Genomic DNA, 15,747 nt, shown 5'->3' on the forward strand with positions numbered 1-15,747 from the left:
CATGGTTTATACTTTTTCTGAGGTGAAGAAAATTGAGCTATCGAATCAGTGAACTTGCAACCCTGTGTGAAGTGAATAAGGAAACCATCCGATACTATGAACGAAAAGAGCTATTGCAAGAACCGGTCAGGAATAATTCGGGGTATCGGATTTATTCAAAGGAAACGGTCAAACGGGTAGGCTTTATCCGGCGGCTGCAGGAACTGGGATTTTCGTTGAATGAGGTTTATAAATTGTTAGGGGTGGTCGACAAAGACGATGTGCGCTGTGAAGATATGTTCGATTTTGTTTCCGGAAAAGAAGTGGAAGTCCGAAAGCAGATTGAGGATTTAAAGCGTGCGGAACGGATGCTGAGTGAGTTGAAAGAACGGTGTCCAAATGAAAAAGCGCTGCATGAATGCCCGATTATTGATGTATTGATGGAGGAGGAGTAGAACATGAACAAATACCGAGTGGATGTCCAGGGGATGACCTGTACAGGGTGCGAAGCATACATTGCAGTCGCGCTTGAAGCGATTGGCGCAAAAGAAATCCAAGCCGATTTCCGAAAAGGTGAAGCTGTGTTTGAACTGCCGGAAGACATGGAGGTTGAAAAGGCAAAAAAAGCAATTGCTGAAGCGAAGTATCAGCCGGGGGAAGCAGAAGAAGTCCGAGCCCAAGAAGCAGTCCGTCCGGATGAAGAAGGCGAGTATGACTACATCATCATCGGTTCCGGGGGGGCTGCCTTTTCTTCCGCCATCGAAGCTGTGAAACATGGGGCGAAAGTGGCGATGATTGAACGGGGAACGGTAGGCGGTACCTGTGTGAACATTGGCTGTGTTCCTTCCAAAACCTTGTTGCGGGCGGGAGAAATCAATCACTTGGCCAGGAACAACCCGTTTATCGGGCTGCATACCTCAGCGGGGGAAGTGGATTTGGCTCCGCTGGTCAAACAGAAAAAGGAATTGGTGACGGATCTCCGGAACAAGAAATATGTCGATTTGATTGAAGACTACGGTTTTGAGTTGATCAAAGGGGAAGCCAGGTTTATAGACGAACACACCATTGAAGTGAACGGCAAAAAGATTTCTGCCACACGGTTTCTGATTGCGACGGGGGCAGCTCCTGCTGTGCCAGCCATTCCCGGTCTGGAAGAAGTGGATTACCTGACCAGCACGACTTTATTGGAGCTAAAGAAAGTGCCGAAGCGCCTGACAATCATCGGGTCCGGCTATATTGGCGTGGAATTGGGTCAGTTATTTCACCATCTCGGATCCGAAGTCACACTGATGCAAAGAAGTTCACGTTTGTTCAAGGAATACGATCCGGAAATCTCGGAAGCCCTCACGAAAGCGTTGACCGAGCAAGGCATTCGGTTAGTGACCGGTGCCACGTACGAGCGAATTGAACAGGTCGGAGAGCTGAAAAAAGTTTATGTCGAGGTGGATGGCCAGAAGCGGATCATCGAATCCGAACAATTGCTGATTGCAGCTGGCCGAAAACCCAATACGGAAAGCTTGAATCTGCAGGCGGCGGGTGTCGAAACAGGACGCTTTGGGGAAATTCGGATTGATGACTATGCCAAGACCACCAATGCACGAATATACGCAGCGGGCGATGTCACATTAGGTCCCCAGTTTGTCTATGTCGCGGCTTATCAAGGGCGAGTGGCGGCAGGAAACGCGGTCGGTGGACGGAGTGAAAAACTGGATTTGGCGGTCGTGCCGGGCGTCACGTTTACAGCCCCGGCGGTTGCCACGGTTGGCTTGACGGAGCAACAGGCGAAAGAAAACGGCTATGACGTCCTCACATCCATCCTGCCATTGGAGGCTGTTCCGCGAGCGCAAGTGAACCGGGAAACGACCGGGGTATTCAAACTGGTGGCGGACGCGAAAACACGCCAGCTGCTGGGCGGGCATATCGTAGCGGAAAATGCTGGAGATGTCATCTATGCGGTGACGCTTGCCGTAAAATTCGGTTTGACCATTGAAAACCTTAGCGACACCCTCGCGCCGTATCTAACCATGGCCGAAGGTGTAAAACTGGCTGCGCTAACGTTCGACAACGATGTTTCCCAGTTGTCATGTTGTGCCGGATAAAAAAGCCCATTGATGGAGATTCAAGCTGTTGATTGGGAACCCATTTGAACAACTGGGAAGCAGAAGAATAGATCAGTCACATTGCGACAGCCGTTCAATTATTTGACTGGATTGGAGCAAGTACTTGCTTGATTAGAGTCTCTATCATGTTATGGGAGCCAAGAGGCTCATCGAAGCTTATCTTCTCTCTTTTTTGTGTGCAAAAGTGCTGGCTAAAAATTTTGGAGTTAGTTAATCTTAATAGGGAGTCGCTCATATATTTAGTTTTCTCTTTCCATAAAGGAGTGCCATCATGAACGTATTCGAAAAGTTTCAAACTGTTATCATTTTATCGGCAGTAGGTATCGGACTTTTACTGGGACAGTTTGTTTTTTTTGAAACGTACGCAGAGTCTTTTATCGTTCCATTTTTACTGCTGATGCTCTATGGGTTGTTTCTAACCATTCCATTGCAGCACCTGAAGGATGCTTTTAAAAATCGCAAGTTCTTGAATACCAGCACCCTTATCAACTTTGTCTGGACGCCTCTGGTGGCGTGGGGGCTGGGGGCTATTTTTCTCGCTGATCATCCAGCGTTATGGATTGGTTTTATCATGCTGATGGTGACCCCTTGTACCGACTGGTACTTACTGTTCACTTCCATTGCCAAAGGGAATGTGCCCTTATCCATGTCCGTTTTGCCGATTAATTTGATTTTGCAGGTCGTGCTGTTGCCGGTCTACCTGTTCATTTTCGCTGGCACGATTGAACCGATTCCGTTGTCGATCATCGGCGAAAGCATTGTCCTGGTACTGGTCATTCCATTTGCCCTGGCGCATTTGACGCGCTTTCCCTTGCGGAAGAGAAAAGCCTTCTTGAATGAGAAACTCGTCCCTTTTTTCGCTACAGCACAAATTTTCTTTTTATCTTTGGCGATTATGGCGATGTTTGCTTCGCAAGGGAAGTACCTACTCGATAATCTTGAAGTCATTTCCACCTTGCTGCTGCCAGTCCTGCTGTTCTTTGGCATCAACTTTATCGTGGCGCAAACGATGGGGAAAGTCCTGAAATTTTCCTATGAAGACACGGTGAGCTTAAGCCTGATGACTATCGCACGCAATTCGCCTGTTTCGCTGGCCATTGCAGTTGTCGCCTTTCCAGACCGGCCTTTAATCGCTTTGGCCTTGGTTATTGGCCCATTGATTGAATTACCCATTCTAGCACTCGTCTCCCAGCTGTTGCTTTCTTTAAGGAAAGCTAGCATAGGAGAAATCTGAACTAGTAACTCATTGAAAAAGCATATTGATTGGAAGGGCAAAAGCAATAAATTTACACAATCTCTAAAATGGGCTGGTAATGTCGACCAATAGGATATCCATATAGTAAGCCTTGGTTCGAAGGCTACTTGAAATTAGCCGAGGGCAACGTCAAGAATCATCATGATTGTAAACCCGACCATTAAGCTCATCGAAGCCAAATCAGAGTTGCCTTTTTCTTGGGAGCTGGGAATTACTTCTTCGACGACTACAAAAATCATTGCACCTGCTGCAAAGCTTAATGCATAAGGCAGTAAAGGTTCTATAAACACTACTGCTAATGCACCGATGATGGCGGCGACCGGTTCAACCATTCCTGAAAATTGACCGTAAAGAAAGCTTTTTCGCCGCGAAAATCCATCTCGTCGAAGAGGCATGGAGACAGCTAGACCCTCTGGGAAGTTCTGGATACCGATGCCGATTGCCAATGCTATAGCACCTGCTAGAGAGGCCGACGGAAATCCAGCAGCTACGGCTCCAAATGCAACGCCGATTGCTAGCCCTTCAGGAATGTTGTGAAGTGTAATGGCAAATACAAGCAAAGAGCTCTTCTTTCTTTTAGCTGAGTGGAATCCTTCTGCCTTTTCTAAGGATGTATTGGGATGAAGGTGTGGGAGGATTTTATCTACCGCCCATAAAAATATGCCACCCAGTAAAAATCCGATGGCCGCAGGCATCCAAGCTGGTAAAGAGCCACTTTCTCCCATGTCAATGGCAGGAGCAAGAAGCGACCAATAACTTGCTGCAATCATCACTCCTCCAGCAAATCCCAGCATACTATCGAGAAATCGTTGATTGATACTTTTGGTAGTAAATACTAGTGCTGCTCCCAGGGCGGTCATTCCCCAAGTGAATAATGTACCTATGAACGCTTGAATAGTCGGATTCAAATTTCCAAACGATTCCAGCACTTCATATCACCTCTTTCAATAAATTTAGAATGAATGAACAGCGTTTGTTAATGGCGAACAAAGTTATTTCTTTCCTCCATATCCTTGTATCATTTTTAGTAAAGCTAGAATTGAAAAACAAATGCTTCATCGCAAATTTTATCTCACTGGAGGTTTGGTTTCGACAAGGGTCATTAGACTATTATGGCGCTGTTTCATTAATTCCTTAACCTTCTCAATCGCGTGTATGTTCTCTTTTCCGTTTAACCCGCTCTGTAGCGTGACACTCACATCAATGATTACCTGATTGCCGGAGACCCTGGCTTTTACGTCATGAACTTGCATAATCTCCTGAACCTCGGCAAGTGTTTCTTTGTATTCTATGATTTTTTTCGGATCGATGCCATCAGTTAAGATTAAGGCTGTCTCTTTGAAGATACCCCAGGCAGCCCAAAGGATGATGAGTCCGACAACTAGACCGGTGACAGGGTCAAGCCACGCCATTCCGAACTGCGCTCCCGTGATGCCGATCACGGTCCCAAAACTGACAATTGCATCCGATAAATTATCTTTTGCAATGGAACGCAAGCCCTGGCTATTTGCTTTTACTGCAATGGTTCGATTGATAAAATAGATTAAAATCATGAACAGACCGCTGCCCATTCCCACCCATATCGCCAGCTGATCAGGTGTAACGAAGTCTTGGTTAACAATAGAAGAAATTGTATTCACTAAAATTTGCAATCCGATGGCCGCAATCACAAATGCTGCCACCAGCGAAGCGATATTTTCTGCCCTTAAATGACCGTAAGGATGGTTTGCATCTTTGTCTTTTTTAGCTACCCAAAGTCCAATCAGAAGAGCGACCGATGTAATGATATCAGTAAAATTGTTGAAACCATCGGCCATTAAAGCAACAGAATCCACTTGCCAGGCAACGAGGATTTTGACAAGGGAAACAATCAAATAGGCAACCGTGCTGATCCATGCCCCGGTGCTGGCGTTTAAAGCTCCCATTTCACCCACTCCTTTAGTAAGATACATCAAGGTTCACTTCTTTTTCAACTAAACCATATCCGGAAGCACCTGGATCACTACCACCGTGTCCGGCATCAATTACCATAACACGAGATGCTTTAGCAGCGGATTTAGCTAAATAAGAGAGGCTGAAATAACCTGTAAGGTTTCCAGATTTGCCATAAACCCAGTTGCCGCTGTAGCCATAGACTTGAACTTCATTGTTTGTGTGGATCTGGCCGACCACTTTATAGCTTGTGGATGGACCTGAACGAACGTTTAGGTTGTCAGTAGTTGAATATAATTTGGCGATCGTCGCATTCTGAAAAGCGACTTTGAATTTCGGTTCCAATGCGCGTGCCAGGAAGATTGCAAATTCTTCACGAACCAAATCTTTATCCGGGGAGTAGCTCCCGCCGCCGGTTCCGTTGGAGATGCCAGCTGTCGCGATTTTATTTACGGCAGTATAAAGGCTTGTGTTGCTTGAATCTTGTTTGATGTCGGTAAAAAACACAGCGCTTGTCTTCGTGAGGTTGAAGGCACGGCTTAATAAGTAAGCCATCTCACCGCGGGTCATGGTCTGTTTCGGTTTGAATGTACCATCAGGATAACCGGTGATGATCCCTTTATCTACAGCTGATTGAATGTAGCCGGAACTGTAGCTTGTCGAGCTTACGTCGGAGAACTTGGTTTTTCTCTCTGTTCCACTTAATCCGAGTGCGCGGCCGATCAATGTAGCCGCCTGTTCGCGTGTTACTGAATAGTCAGGTCCAAATTGGTTGCTGGAGATTCCTTTGATGAGCCCTTTATCATATAAGTAATCAATTTCAACATCATTTGACGATACATCCTTAAATGGTGTCCAAGCGGATGCGGGGCTCATCCCTATACTGGAAATCACTAAAACAGCAGCGACTAGAAATAATGTAACCTTGCTAAAAAAACTATTCATTTGTCTTTCATTTTCCCCTTCCGGTTCTTGTAATTTTTCTATCTCTGATGATATTAGCACTTTTTTATGCTATTTTATGTATTTTTTTATAAAATAAGCAATAAGTCTGATTTAAAAGTCAAAATAAAAAAAGTGACAATGTGTCTACCTATTTTATGTGTAAATAGACTCTGGATTTTCCCTTTTTAATCATACTGTTATTATCATATAGAAAGAACTAGTATCTTTTTAAATAATGTGTTGGGTGAAAACAAGTATAGAGAAATTTTGAAAATCTCTTGCTAACCGGTGAGTAAGTTTTAAATTTTATTGTTATTAAACAAGGAGTTTTTTAATGAGCAGAGTTGAAAGGTTCAAACAATAATCATTTTAGCAGCAGTAGGGGTGGGGTTTGTATTCGGTCAAATTTCCTTTTTTGAACGCTATGGTGAATTTTTCATCATTCCATTTTTATTGCTTATGCTGTACGGATTATTTCTATCAATTCCATTGATGGATTTAAAAGGTGCCTTTAACAATCGAACGTTTTTAACTACTAATGTCTTAATCAATTTTACCTGAACACCTCTTTTCGCTTGGCTGCTGGGTGCTGTCTTTTTAACCGATTATCCGGCGTTATGGATTGGGTTCCTCATGTTAATGGTTCCTACTTGTACGGACTGGTATTTAATGTTTTCTTCTTTAGCTAAGGGAAATCTTCTTTTATCCACCTCCGTCTTGCCCGTTAATGTACTTCTGCAGGTCCTGCTTCTGACCGTTTATCTGTTCATTTTCGCAGGAACCATTGAACCTGTGCCACTATCGGTCGTTGGAGAAAATATTTTATTGGCGTTAGTGATTCCGTTCGTCCTGCCACATGTGACACGGTGTGATATAAAAAAACAGAACCCTGCTGAATGAGAAAGTTGTCCCTTTTTTCGAGATGATGCAAACCCTCTTTTTATCTCTGGCCATTTTGGCGATGTTTGCTTCACAAGGGAAATACCTACTAAACAACCTAATCGTTATTGCGGTATTGATCCTGCCAAGTGGGCTTTTCTTCATCGTTAACTTTGTGGTGGCTCACACTATAGAAAAAGCCTTGAAATTTCCTTATGGGGCAAAGTAAGCTTGAGTTTGACCATTATTGCCCGGAATTCGCTCGTTTCTTTAGCAATTGCGATCATCGCTTTTCCAGATCAACCGCTGACTGCCTTAGCTCTGGTTATTGGCCCATTGATTGAATTGCCTTTACTTGAAATTGTATCGCAATTATTGCTTATGTTTAAAAAAGATGAAAATTAAGCAAGTTTTCTAATATACATTTTATCAATAGACCTTGATCAAAGATTTAGCTGGTTTCAAAAAAATTTTCCAGATTGATTTGGATCCCCAACTGTCTAATAACCCAGAAAGATTAAACAGTCAAAAAACGGATCTCTAGCTCGATTTAGCCAACCTTTTCTCTTTCACAAAATGTTCAAAGAGCAACAATTAAATAGTTATTTCGCATAGTTTCATTGTACTTTTGTTTTACGTGCGGTAACTATGACGGTGATTATATAAGCTAAGAGAATGCCTATAAAGTCTACTCCCATGTCAAAAATACGGCCGTTCCTTTCAAAAAATAACTGAATGATCTCTGATGAGATTGCAAAGGCTATACAATACCATAAGGCTTTGCTATGTGTATGGAGCCAGTTATAGAGGAGCATGTACAGAATTCCGAACGACAAAAGATGGCCTAATTTCTGTATGAGATAAAAATTGTCAGTAAGTGCTACATCATTTAATCGAAATAAATCAATAAAATTTGGAGAGAGGTCCAGTTCATAATGCAGAATCTGATTATATAGAAAAGCTTCTGCATTACTGGTAGTCATCACCACCAAAATTCCTGCTGCCCAAAAGATGACTAAAAAAATTTTAAAATGCATTTTATACTCCTTTCTTCCCTAGATGCTCCTGTATGAAGCTGTTAACTACAAGACAAACAGTACTGGCATCTTACAGGGACAGTTAAGTGGGCTGCAGTTAATGGTTCCGAACTATTCTCTTTTGCTGAGGATGATTTTTTTGTACATTTCGCCGAAAAGAATTGGAGTTTCCTCTTTAATGAATAGTTCAGTTCGGAATTCTTCATATAAATCTTCAAATTTCACGTCAATGTCTGTGCCAAGAAACTTGATAATATTCCTGCATACTTCTTTCGGAATAGAAGGTTTTTTGGAAATTGAATTAAATTTATCAAAAATTATTATTTCCCCGCTTTTTTTCAATACCCTGAACATCTCACGAAAACAGGCATGTGGTTCTGGTACCACTGAGAGAACTAAGTTTGCGACGATAACATCAAATTGCTCATCTTCGAAACTCATTTTTTGCGCATCCATCTCCAAAAAAAGAATAGAAGATCCGGTGGTTTTCTTTTTCGCTATTTTAAGCATATCTGACGAAAGGTCAATAGCGATAATATCTAAGCCGGTATAATCAAAATGCTCAAGATCAGCACCTGTACCGATTCCTACAAACAATATCTTTTGATTAGGATTAAACTTTATCTCCTGGAATAGTTTTTTTCGTGCCCCCCAAAAATAGCTGGCATTAAAAAAGATATCATAAACAGGAGACCATATTTTATAAATGATTTTATTCCAGGTATTGTTCAAAATTTCAGCCTCCCGCACTTTGTTAGGACGTGTCCCAATTCTATTCTTTAAGTATCTTTATAATAGCAATAGGCAGCTTAGCCTAAAAGATTCTTTAAGAAATAAAGAAATGTTTTTGCAGAAACAAACCTCAAATAAAGCGACAGACGTGTATCTCATCTGTTGACGGGGAATAGAGAACTAATTATCTACATTGAAAACTACCAAAGAAAGGGGTGTACTTATGGGAAAAGTCGACCGTTCTTCAAAAAATATTAAACTGGCATTTGTAATCAATCTGCTGTTTTCAATCGGAGAATTTATTGGCGGATTTCTAATCAACAGTGTGGCAATTATGTCTGATGCTGTTCATGACTTGGGAGATGCGATTGCTTTGGGAGCTTCTTGGTTTCTTCAAAAGATTTCCAACAAAGATCGGGACAAAAAATTTTCCTTTGGTTATCAGCGGTTTTCACTCTTGGGGGCCTTATTGAATGCTGCTGTATTAATAGCTGGTTCTATCTATATCTTTTTCCAGGCGATTCCATTATTGTTTAATCCTGAACACTCGAATGCACAAGGGATGATCTGGTTTGCACTTGCAGGAGTGGTAATAAACGGCTATGCGGCATTTAAACTGCACAAAGGCAAGTCGGTGAATGAAGGGGTCCTTTCCTGGCATATGCTAGAGGATGTATTAGGGTGGGTAGCTGTACTGATTGTCGGCATCGTATTGCTTTTTAAGGATATTCATATCTTGGATCCCATTCTTTCCCTTGCGATTGCATTATTTATCCTGTTCAATGTAATCCGAAATCTTATCAAAACGATGAAGATACTATTAGAAGGCGTTCCAGAAGGGATAGACATTAAGGAAGTCCAATCGAAGATTGAGGGAATTTCAGGTGTGCAGTCGGTCCGGCAATTGAATATCTGGTCAATCGATGGTGAAGAAAATGCATTGAACTTGCATCTTTCTGTTGAAGCAAAAAGTCTTGGCGAGACAAATACCATCAAAGAGAAAGTGAAAGAGGCCACATCCGGTCTGAAAATTAAACATTCTACCATCGAATTGGAATAGTGGGTACAGCGAAGGAGAGATGTCATGTGGGAAGCGAACACAACCATTCTAACGGCAGTAATAAGAAGACATTGTTAATCGCATTTGTGATTATTACCAGTTATATGTTTGTGGAAGCGATTGGCGGTTTTCTGACAAACAGTCTGGCACTAATCGCTGATGCAGGACATATGTTAAGTGATTCTCTATCATTAGGCATAGGATTTTTAGCTTTTACAATTGGGGAAAGAGCAGCCGATCAATTTAAAACCTACGGTTATAAGCGATTTGAAATATTGGCGGCAGTATTTAATGGGGTAACCCTCGTCTTGATAGCCATATATATTTTCTATGAAGCTTACCATCGTTTTTCTGATCCCCCAGAAGTAGCAACCACTGGTATGCTGATCATAGCAGTCATCGGTTTATTAGTGAATATCCTGGTTGCGTGGATATTGATGCGGGGCGGCGATACCAAGGATAATTTAAATCTTCGAGCCGCATTTCTCCATGTCATGAGTGATCTTCTTGGTTCTGTCGGAGCTATTACAGCAGCACTTCTCATTATGTTTTTTGGTTGGGCATGGGCCGATCCATTAGCGAGTGTAGTTGTAGCAATACTGGTATTAATCAGTGGATGGCGGGTTACAAAAGAGGCCCTCCATGTCTTAATGGAAGGTACACCTAAAAATGTAAGCATGGATGAAGTAACAGCAGCTATCGAAGCAATACCAGGCGTAAAAAATATTCACGACTTGCATATTTGGAGTATTACCAGTGGAAAAAATGCATTATCGACGCACGCAGTCATTGAAGAAGGAATCTCATTTAAAGAAAGTCAGTACATTTTAAAAGAAATTGAGAAAACAGTTGCAGCTCACAAAATCGGGCATGTCACCGTCCAGCTTGAAAGCCTGGATCATCTGCATCCAGAATCGCGATTATGCCAAAATGAGATGGATACTGGTGCTATAGAACACAATCATCACTAGGTAAGACCGATTTAATTTAGTAGCAAAAAAGAGGAACGGAAAAGTCCGTGCCTCGTTTTGTTTTGCCTATTTATTGATTGACGAAATCATGAAGATTCTTTTGCTTTTTTTTGCATATAAAAGAACTTTGTCCATAACAAAAGAGCAAAGCCTATGAACAGAATCGGCAGTTGCAAACCGATTATGTCATTAACGAAGAAATCGTATATAAACCAAGCGAGCAACGCCACACTATAAAAAAGGAATCCATAAGTAAAAGAGTTATCCCTCAGTATTTTCTTTTTTTGATTCATGTGGTTCTCCTTTCAAATTAAGTGATTGATATGTATTTAATTTTGCACCAAGTATTGCAGCTGTAATAAACAGCTGCCTGCAGTTCCATGGATACTTTCTTTCTGCATACTTCTTAACTTTAATCTACAGAAATTGAAAATCAACCAATTTTTATGTCTTTTTAAAGAAAGAAAAAGTTAATTTTTGTAAGAGCTTGTCTTTATTAAATCAGGAGGTTTTATTGTTCAGCATTCACAATATCGTTGAAAATTTACGACAGATTCCTGAATTGATGCGGAATCACATAGAAGTAAAGCAATGATTCTGATAAACTGAATCGAATGCAGGAATGGAATTCGGCATTCTGAAGGAGGAAGCCGAAGTGAAACGGAAATTGATTTCAGCTGTGTTAACTGGATTATTATCCATTAGTTTGATTACCCCCAGCATGGCTGCAGAAAAACAATCTTTACAAGACGAAATAATATATGATCTGCTGGTAGACCGCTATTTTAATAAAGTAATCCAAAATGATAGTAAGGTGAATTCTGTGGATTCCACTGCATTTAATGGTGGGGACTTCGCAGGTCTCAGCAGTGAAATGCAGTATCTAAAAGACATGGGTTTTACAGCACTCTCCGTAGGTCCTATTTTTTCCAGTGCGACTTATGACGGAAAAGAAGTGTTGGACTACGAGGAGCTTGAACCAAGTTTTGGAACAGAGGAAGAATGGCAGGAAGTAATTGCAAAAGCACATGAGCTGGAGATGAAAATTATTGTCGACATTCCCACTCAGAGAATCAGCAACAATCATGTATGGCGGGCAAGTAATCCTGGATGGTTTACTGAAAATGAAGATGGAACGGTTTCGCTGGATACCAGCATTCCAGAAGTGCAAAATAAGTTGATTGAACGTTTCAGCTCGTTTGTCACTGAATTTGAGGTGGATGGAATTCGGTTGCAAACCACTGATGAATTAGATCCCTCTTTTATCGATCGCTTTTCAAAAAGCATGAAAGATATTCGTAGTATGTACATATTGAGTGACGGTGCAATGGATTCTGTTTCGGGATTGGATGCAGTTGTACTGCCGGGGATTGAAGAAGCACTCCGGAACAGCTATAAAAATTTTGATCCCGATTCAAGCGTTCCTTCCGACTATTGGGCGGAGGCGAAGGGCAATCTGACTCAAGTGGATTCCCTGTTAAGTTCTCGTTTTACATCTGATGTAATTGAGGAAAGAGGGTTCCCCCCAACAAGATGGAATTTACTGATGTTTCAATTATTGACGATGCCGGGTACCCCCGTTATTCAATACGGTTCCGAAATTGCGGTGAATGGAGCTGCGGCCCCAGATTCCCACCCAATTCTGGATATGGGTGTGGGGGAAGAATTAATTGATCATATTACCAATTTAACCTCTCTTCGAAACGAATCGGAAGCGCTCCGCACAGGTGAAATGGAGATATTGCATGATGAGGAAGGGTGGCTCGTCTATAAGCGTTCCGATGAAAAGGACACGTGGATAATTGCGATCAATAATTCTTCTTCCACTAAAAATTTCGCCATTCCAGCCGATGTAATTGGTTCAGGGAAAGAGATGCGCGGGTTATTTGAAAATGACATTATCCGAGAAAATGATGAGGGCAAATACCAACTTACATTGGATAGAGAAGTCGGCGAAGCGTTCACTATTATTGAACAAAGAGGTTTGAATAAAGGTTATATAGCAGCATTAGTCGTTTTGTATGTCACGTTTATGATTTTCTTGTGGTTCGCATGGCGGAAAGGCAAGAAAAGACCGATGACGGAGAAGAAGAAACTTTGAAGTAGTGATAAGACTTACTGCTACAAAATTGTTAATCGCCAAAACTACAATGGTCAACAATTGGATTGTCCCCCCTTCAACATTTCTGGAGAACATAGCCTGGATATGCATCTGCATATTCGGGCTTTTATTTTGGGGAATGTGATGTCTGGCTAATAGACGAAACTTGAGAATTAGGAGGAAGAGAACTGCATTCGCAAGTAAATGGATATTATATCCAAAATAATTTCAATATCAAAGTCAAATTGTAAAGTTATTGTAATAGAGCACAGCGTTTCAAGTGTTACAATACAATAGTTGAATTTTAACGAAACTATCAAATTAAGCGAACCTTAGTGCGGAATATTGTTATTCTAAAGTATACAAATAGAGAAGTTTGAATAGAGAGATAGAGATGAAAACTGAGAGGGGAATATGAACTTGAAATCAAAAATAATAATGACGGGTTTATCGTCAGTCTTGGCTTTGTCGATTTTAGTGCCGGCAGCCAACGCGGATAAACTGACTGAACTTGAACAAAAGAAACAGGAAATTGAACAAAGACAAAACGAATTGAATTCCGGAATTCAGGAAAAATCGAATGAAATCAGCATAAATCAGTCTGATTTAGAAAAAATTATGGCTAAAATTACAGAGTTAAGTACTAAAATACAAGAAACAGAAGGCAAAGTTAATGGTGTCCAACTTGAAATTGATCAAACGAAAGTGGAAATTGAGGAATTGAAAGGTTCAATTGGGGAACTGGAACGCAAAATTGCTGAGCGGACAGAGTTGCTGCAGGAGCGTGCCCGTGCCATTCAGTTGAGCGGCGGATCCGTTGACTATATAGACGTTTTACTGGGCGCAAACAGTTTTATTGATTTTATCGATCGCTTTTCGGCGGTTAACACCTTAATTGAAGCAGACCGGGAAATCATGCAAGAACAAGCAGATGACAAGCAGTTGCTGTCGGAACAAAAGGCAGAAGTGGAAACCAAGCTTGCTGAGCAGGAAAAACGCCGGTCAGAACTTGTGACATTAAAAGAATCTCTTAATGGCCAGAAGAAAGAGCAGGCGGGTCTGCAAAAAGAGTTAGAAGCTGAACAAACCCGTTTGGCTAAAGAAAAAACAAGTCTGGAAAGTGAACAGGCCGAAACTGTAGATATCAGTGCAGAATTGGAAAAAGAAATTAGCAAAGAGCAAGCGCGTCTCGCTGAATTAGCCAGGAAAGCTGAAGAAGAGCGACAACGCAAGTTAGCAGCAGAAAGGGCAGCAGCGGCAGAAAGAGCGGCAGCTGCACAAAAAGCAGCTCAAGAAAAAGCGGCTCAAGAAAAAGCAGCTCAAGAAAAAATAGCTAGTGAGAAATCTGAAAGCCAGAAATCAACTGCTCAAAAAGCAGCTCCACAAAAATCAACGAGCTCTGCTGTAGCTTCTTATACGGCACCGGCAAGTAATTCTGGGTTCATTGCACCTTTAACTGGTCGCCTGACGTCCAGTTTTGGCGGACGGAATATTGGAGCTGGTCTAGAGAGCCATAAAGGTATAGATGCGGCGGTTCCAACTGGAACACAAGTCTCAGCATCTGCTTCAGGTTACGTATCGTATGCAGGACCAATGGGAACATACGGGAATGTCGTCATGCTGACCCATTCGATCAATGGCCAAACGTTTACAACTGTTTATGCTCACTTGAACTCCATCAGTGTTTCTCAGGGACAATCCGTTTCTCAAGGACAAAAAATTGCGGCATCCGGAAACACAGGGCGATCTACAGGTCCGCATCTTCATTTCGAAATCCACATTGGATCGTGGAACGGCGCACGTTCAAATGCTGTAAACCCTTTTAATTACATCGGTGGATAATTTATAAAAAGTCGGCAACCTTCGAGGTGCCGGCTTTTATTTTGATTAACTGATTGAAAAGTAAAGGTATTTAAGTTATCCGGGAAGCTGAATTTCCGATTGTACAATTACTCTCTTCTCTGCGTATTGGACGAGTATAAATGCAGTGGCTATATCTATAAAGTTCACTCGCTTAAAGATATATAATCTTCAAGTATTTGTAACAATATCACCTTTGCATCTGTTGTAATGAAATGGTCTTTTCCATAAGATGAAGTGAGACAGACGAATGGGGGAACTGAGTTGAGGTTTTTTTTTCTGGCAGTAATAGGATTGAGTGCAATATTGATTCTCTCTGCGTGCGGCAGCTCTGGGGTTAAGGATTTTTCATATACCGATCATCGAAATGAAACGATATCTATGGAAAAGTTAAAAGGAACGCCTTGGATTGCCACGTTCGCTTTCACTAGTTGTGAGACGGTTTGCCCGCCGATGATGTTCAATATGACCGAGATCCAAGAAGAATTGAAGGCTAGTGGTATTGAAGATTACAAAATTGTCGCCTTCAGCGTAGATCCTACCGTAGACACGCCCGAAAAACTGAAGGAATATTTGACACAATTCTCGGTTCCGGATGAATCGAAATGGCACATGCTGACGGGGTATACACCGGAACAAATAACGGAATTTGCCAGTGAAAATTTCGAGTCATTTGTCAAAAAGGATCCTAACAGCAACCAAGTTATCCATGGAACGTCTTTTTATTTGATTGACCGGGAAGGAAAAGTAACAAACAATTACGACGGTTTTAAAGATGTACCGGTGGAAGAGATACGTAAAGACCTTGAAAATTTGATTGATGAGTAATATAAAAGCCGCCGATTCAGTGATACGCGAATCGGCGGCTTTTCATTC

Annotated in this window: 13 protein-coding genes and 1 pseudogene; 9 read left to right on the forward strand and 5 right to left on the reverse strand. The window is 41.7% G+C overall.

Annotated elements, in window-relative coordinates; genetic code table 11:
* Nucleotides 1-32: 32 nt before the first annotated feature.
* The 3 genes from merR (at nt 33) to D2910_RS14710 (ending at nt 3,333) form a co-directional block, all read left to right on the forward strand.
* Nucleotides 33-434, forward strand: coding sequence for an Hg(II)-responsive transcriptional regulator (gene merR / locus D2910_RS14700; RefSeq protein WP_117314050.1), 402 nt, complete (start codon nt 33-35; stop codon nt 432-434).
* Nucleotides 435-437: 3 nt separating this feature from the next.
* On the forward strand, nt 438-2,078 hold the full coding sequence (gene merA, locus D2910_RS14705; protein WP_117314051.1) for a mercury(II) reductase: 1,641 nt from the start codon (nt 438-440) through the stop codon (nt 2,076-2,078).
* Between the two features lie 292 nt (nt 2,079-2,370).
* On the forward strand, nt 2,371-3,333 hold the full coding sequence (locus tag D2910_RS14710) for an arsenic resistance protein (RefSeq protein ID WP_117314052.1): 963 nt from the start codon (nt 2,371-2,373) through the stop codon (nt 3,331-3,333).
* Nucleotides 3,334-3,467: 134 nt separating this feature from the next.
* On the opposite strand, the gene D2910_RS14715 is transcribed toward D2910_RS14710, so the two are convergent.
* The 3 genes from D2910_RS14715 to D2910_RS14725 form a co-directional block, all read right to left on the reverse strand.
* Complete coding sequence (locus tag D2910_RS14715) at nt 3,468-4,214, reverse strand: ZIP family metal transporter (protein ID WP_372869561.1); 747 nt, start codon at nt 4,212-4,214, stop codon at nt 3,468-3,470.
* Nucleotides 4,215-4,421: 207 nt separating this feature from the next.
* Complete coding sequence (locus tag D2910_RS14720; protein ID WP_165850193.1) at nt 4,422-5,279, reverse strand: cation diffusion facilitator family transporter; 858 nt, start codon at nt 5,277-5,279, stop codon at nt 4,422-4,424.
* A gap of 13 nt (nt 5,280-5,292) precedes the next feature.
* Nucleotides 5,293-6,231 carry an S-layer homology domain-containing protein gene (locus D2910_RS14725; RefSeq protein WP_117314055.1) on the reverse strand — a complete coding sequence of 313 codons (939 nt, stop codon included), beginning with the start codon at nt 6,229-6,231 and terminating at the stop codon, nt 5,293-5,295.
* Nucleotides 6,232-6,690: 459 nt separating this feature from the next.
* On the opposite strand from D2910_RS14725, the pseudogene D2910_RS14730 reads away from it, so the two are divergent.
* A pseudogene (locus D2910_RS14730) lies at nt 6,691-7,515 on the forward strand (arsenic resistance protein).
* Between the two features lie 212 nt (nt 7,516-7,727).
* Here D2910_RS14730 and D2910_RS14735 read toward each other — a convergent pair.
* Both D2910_RS14735 and D2910_RS14740 read right to left on the reverse strand, forming a co-directional pair.
* Nucleotides 7,728-8,147 (reverse strand): VanZ family protein, encoded by a 420-nt coding sequence (locus D2910_RS14735; protein ID WP_101803378.1) that lies wholly within the window; start codon nt 8,145-8,147, stop codon nt 7,728-7,730.
* Nucleotides 8,148-8,258: 111 nt separating this feature from the next.
* Entirely contained in the window at nt 8,259-8,879 is a 621-nt protein-coding gene (locus D2910_RS14740; RefSeq protein WP_117314056.1) for a class I SAM-dependent methyltransferase, read from the reverse strand.
* 223 nt (nt 8,880-9,102) lie between these two features.
* Between D2910_RS14740 and D2910_RS14745 the strand changes: the two genes are divergently transcribed.
* From D2910_RS14745 to D2910_RS14770, 5 genes are all read left to right on the forward strand, one after another.
* On the forward strand, nt 9,103-9,939 hold the full coding sequence (locus D2910_RS14745; protein ID WP_117314057.1) for a cation diffusion facilitator family transporter: 837 nt from the start codon (nt 9,103-9,105) through the stop codon (nt 9,937-9,939).
* 26 nt (nt 9,940-9,965) lie between these two features.
* Nucleotides 9,966-10,910: a cation diffusion facilitator family transporter gene (locus D2910_RS14750; RefSeq protein WP_117314058.1), complete on the forward strand. Its 945-nt coding sequence runs from the start codon at nt 9,966-9,968 to the stop codon at nt 10,908-10,910.
* Nucleotides 10,911-11,565: 655 nt separating this feature from the next.
* Nucleotides 11,566-13,011: an alpha-amylase family glycosyl hydrolase gene (locus D2910_RS14760; protein WP_117314073.1), complete on the forward strand. Its 1,446-nt coding sequence runs from the start codon at nt 11,566-11,568 to the stop codon at nt 13,009-13,011.
* A 414-nt stretch (nt 13,012-13,425) separates the two neighbouring features.
* A complete protein-coding gene (locus tag D2910_RS14765; RefSeq protein ID WP_117314060.1) occupies nt 13,426-14,853 on the forward strand; it encodes a murein hydrolase activator EnvC family protein in 1,428 nt (475 codons plus the stop codon).
* A 255-nt stretch (nt 14,854-15,108) separates the two neighbouring features.
* A complete protein-coding gene (locus D2910_RS14770) occupies nt 15,109-15,699 on the forward strand; it encodes an SCO family protein (protein ID WP_338088708.1) in 591 nt (196 codons plus the stop codon).
* The last annotated feature ends 48 nt before the right edge of the window (nt 15,700-15,747 follow it).

Source organism: Planomicrobium okeanokoites, assembly GCF_003428875.1.
Classification (GTDB): domain Bacteria; phylum Bacillota; class Bacilli; order Bacillales_A; family Planococcaceae; genus Planococcus; species Planococcus okeanokoites.

Bases quoted from the DNA above. Each gene is read 5' to 3' on its own strand.
- D2910_RS14725 (WP_117314055.1), bottom strand. From the start codon at position 6,231: ATGAATAGTTTTTTTAGCAAGGTTACATTATTTCTAGTCGCTGCTGTT.
- D2910_RS14720 (WP_165850193.1), bottom strand. From the start codon at position 5,279: ATGGGAGCTTTAAACGCCAGCACCGGGGCATGGATCAGCACGGTTGCC.
- D2910_RS14715 (WP_372869561.1), bottom strand. From the start codon at position 4,214: ATGACCGCCCTGGGAGCAGCACTAGTATTTACTACCAAAAGTATCAAT.
- merA (WP_117314051.1), top strand. From the start codon at position 438: ATGAACAAATACCGAGTGGATGTCCAGGGGATGACCTGTACAGGGTGC.
- D2910_RS14710 (WP_117314052.1), top strand. From the start codon at position 2,371: ATGAACGTATTCGAAAAGTTTCAAACTGTTATCATTTTATCGGCAGTA.
- D2910_RS14735 (WP_101803378.1), bottom strand. From the start codon at position 8,147: ATGCATTTTAAAATTTTTTTAGTCATCTTTTGGGCAGCAGGAATTTTG.
- D2910_RS14765 (WP_117314060.1), top strand. From the start codon at position 13,426: ATGAACTTGAAATCAAAAATAATAATGACGGGTTTATCGTCAGTCTTG.
- D2910_RS14745 (WP_117314057.1), top strand. From the start codon at position 9,103: ATGGGAAAAGTCGACCGTTCTTCAAAAAATATTAAACTGGCATTTGTA.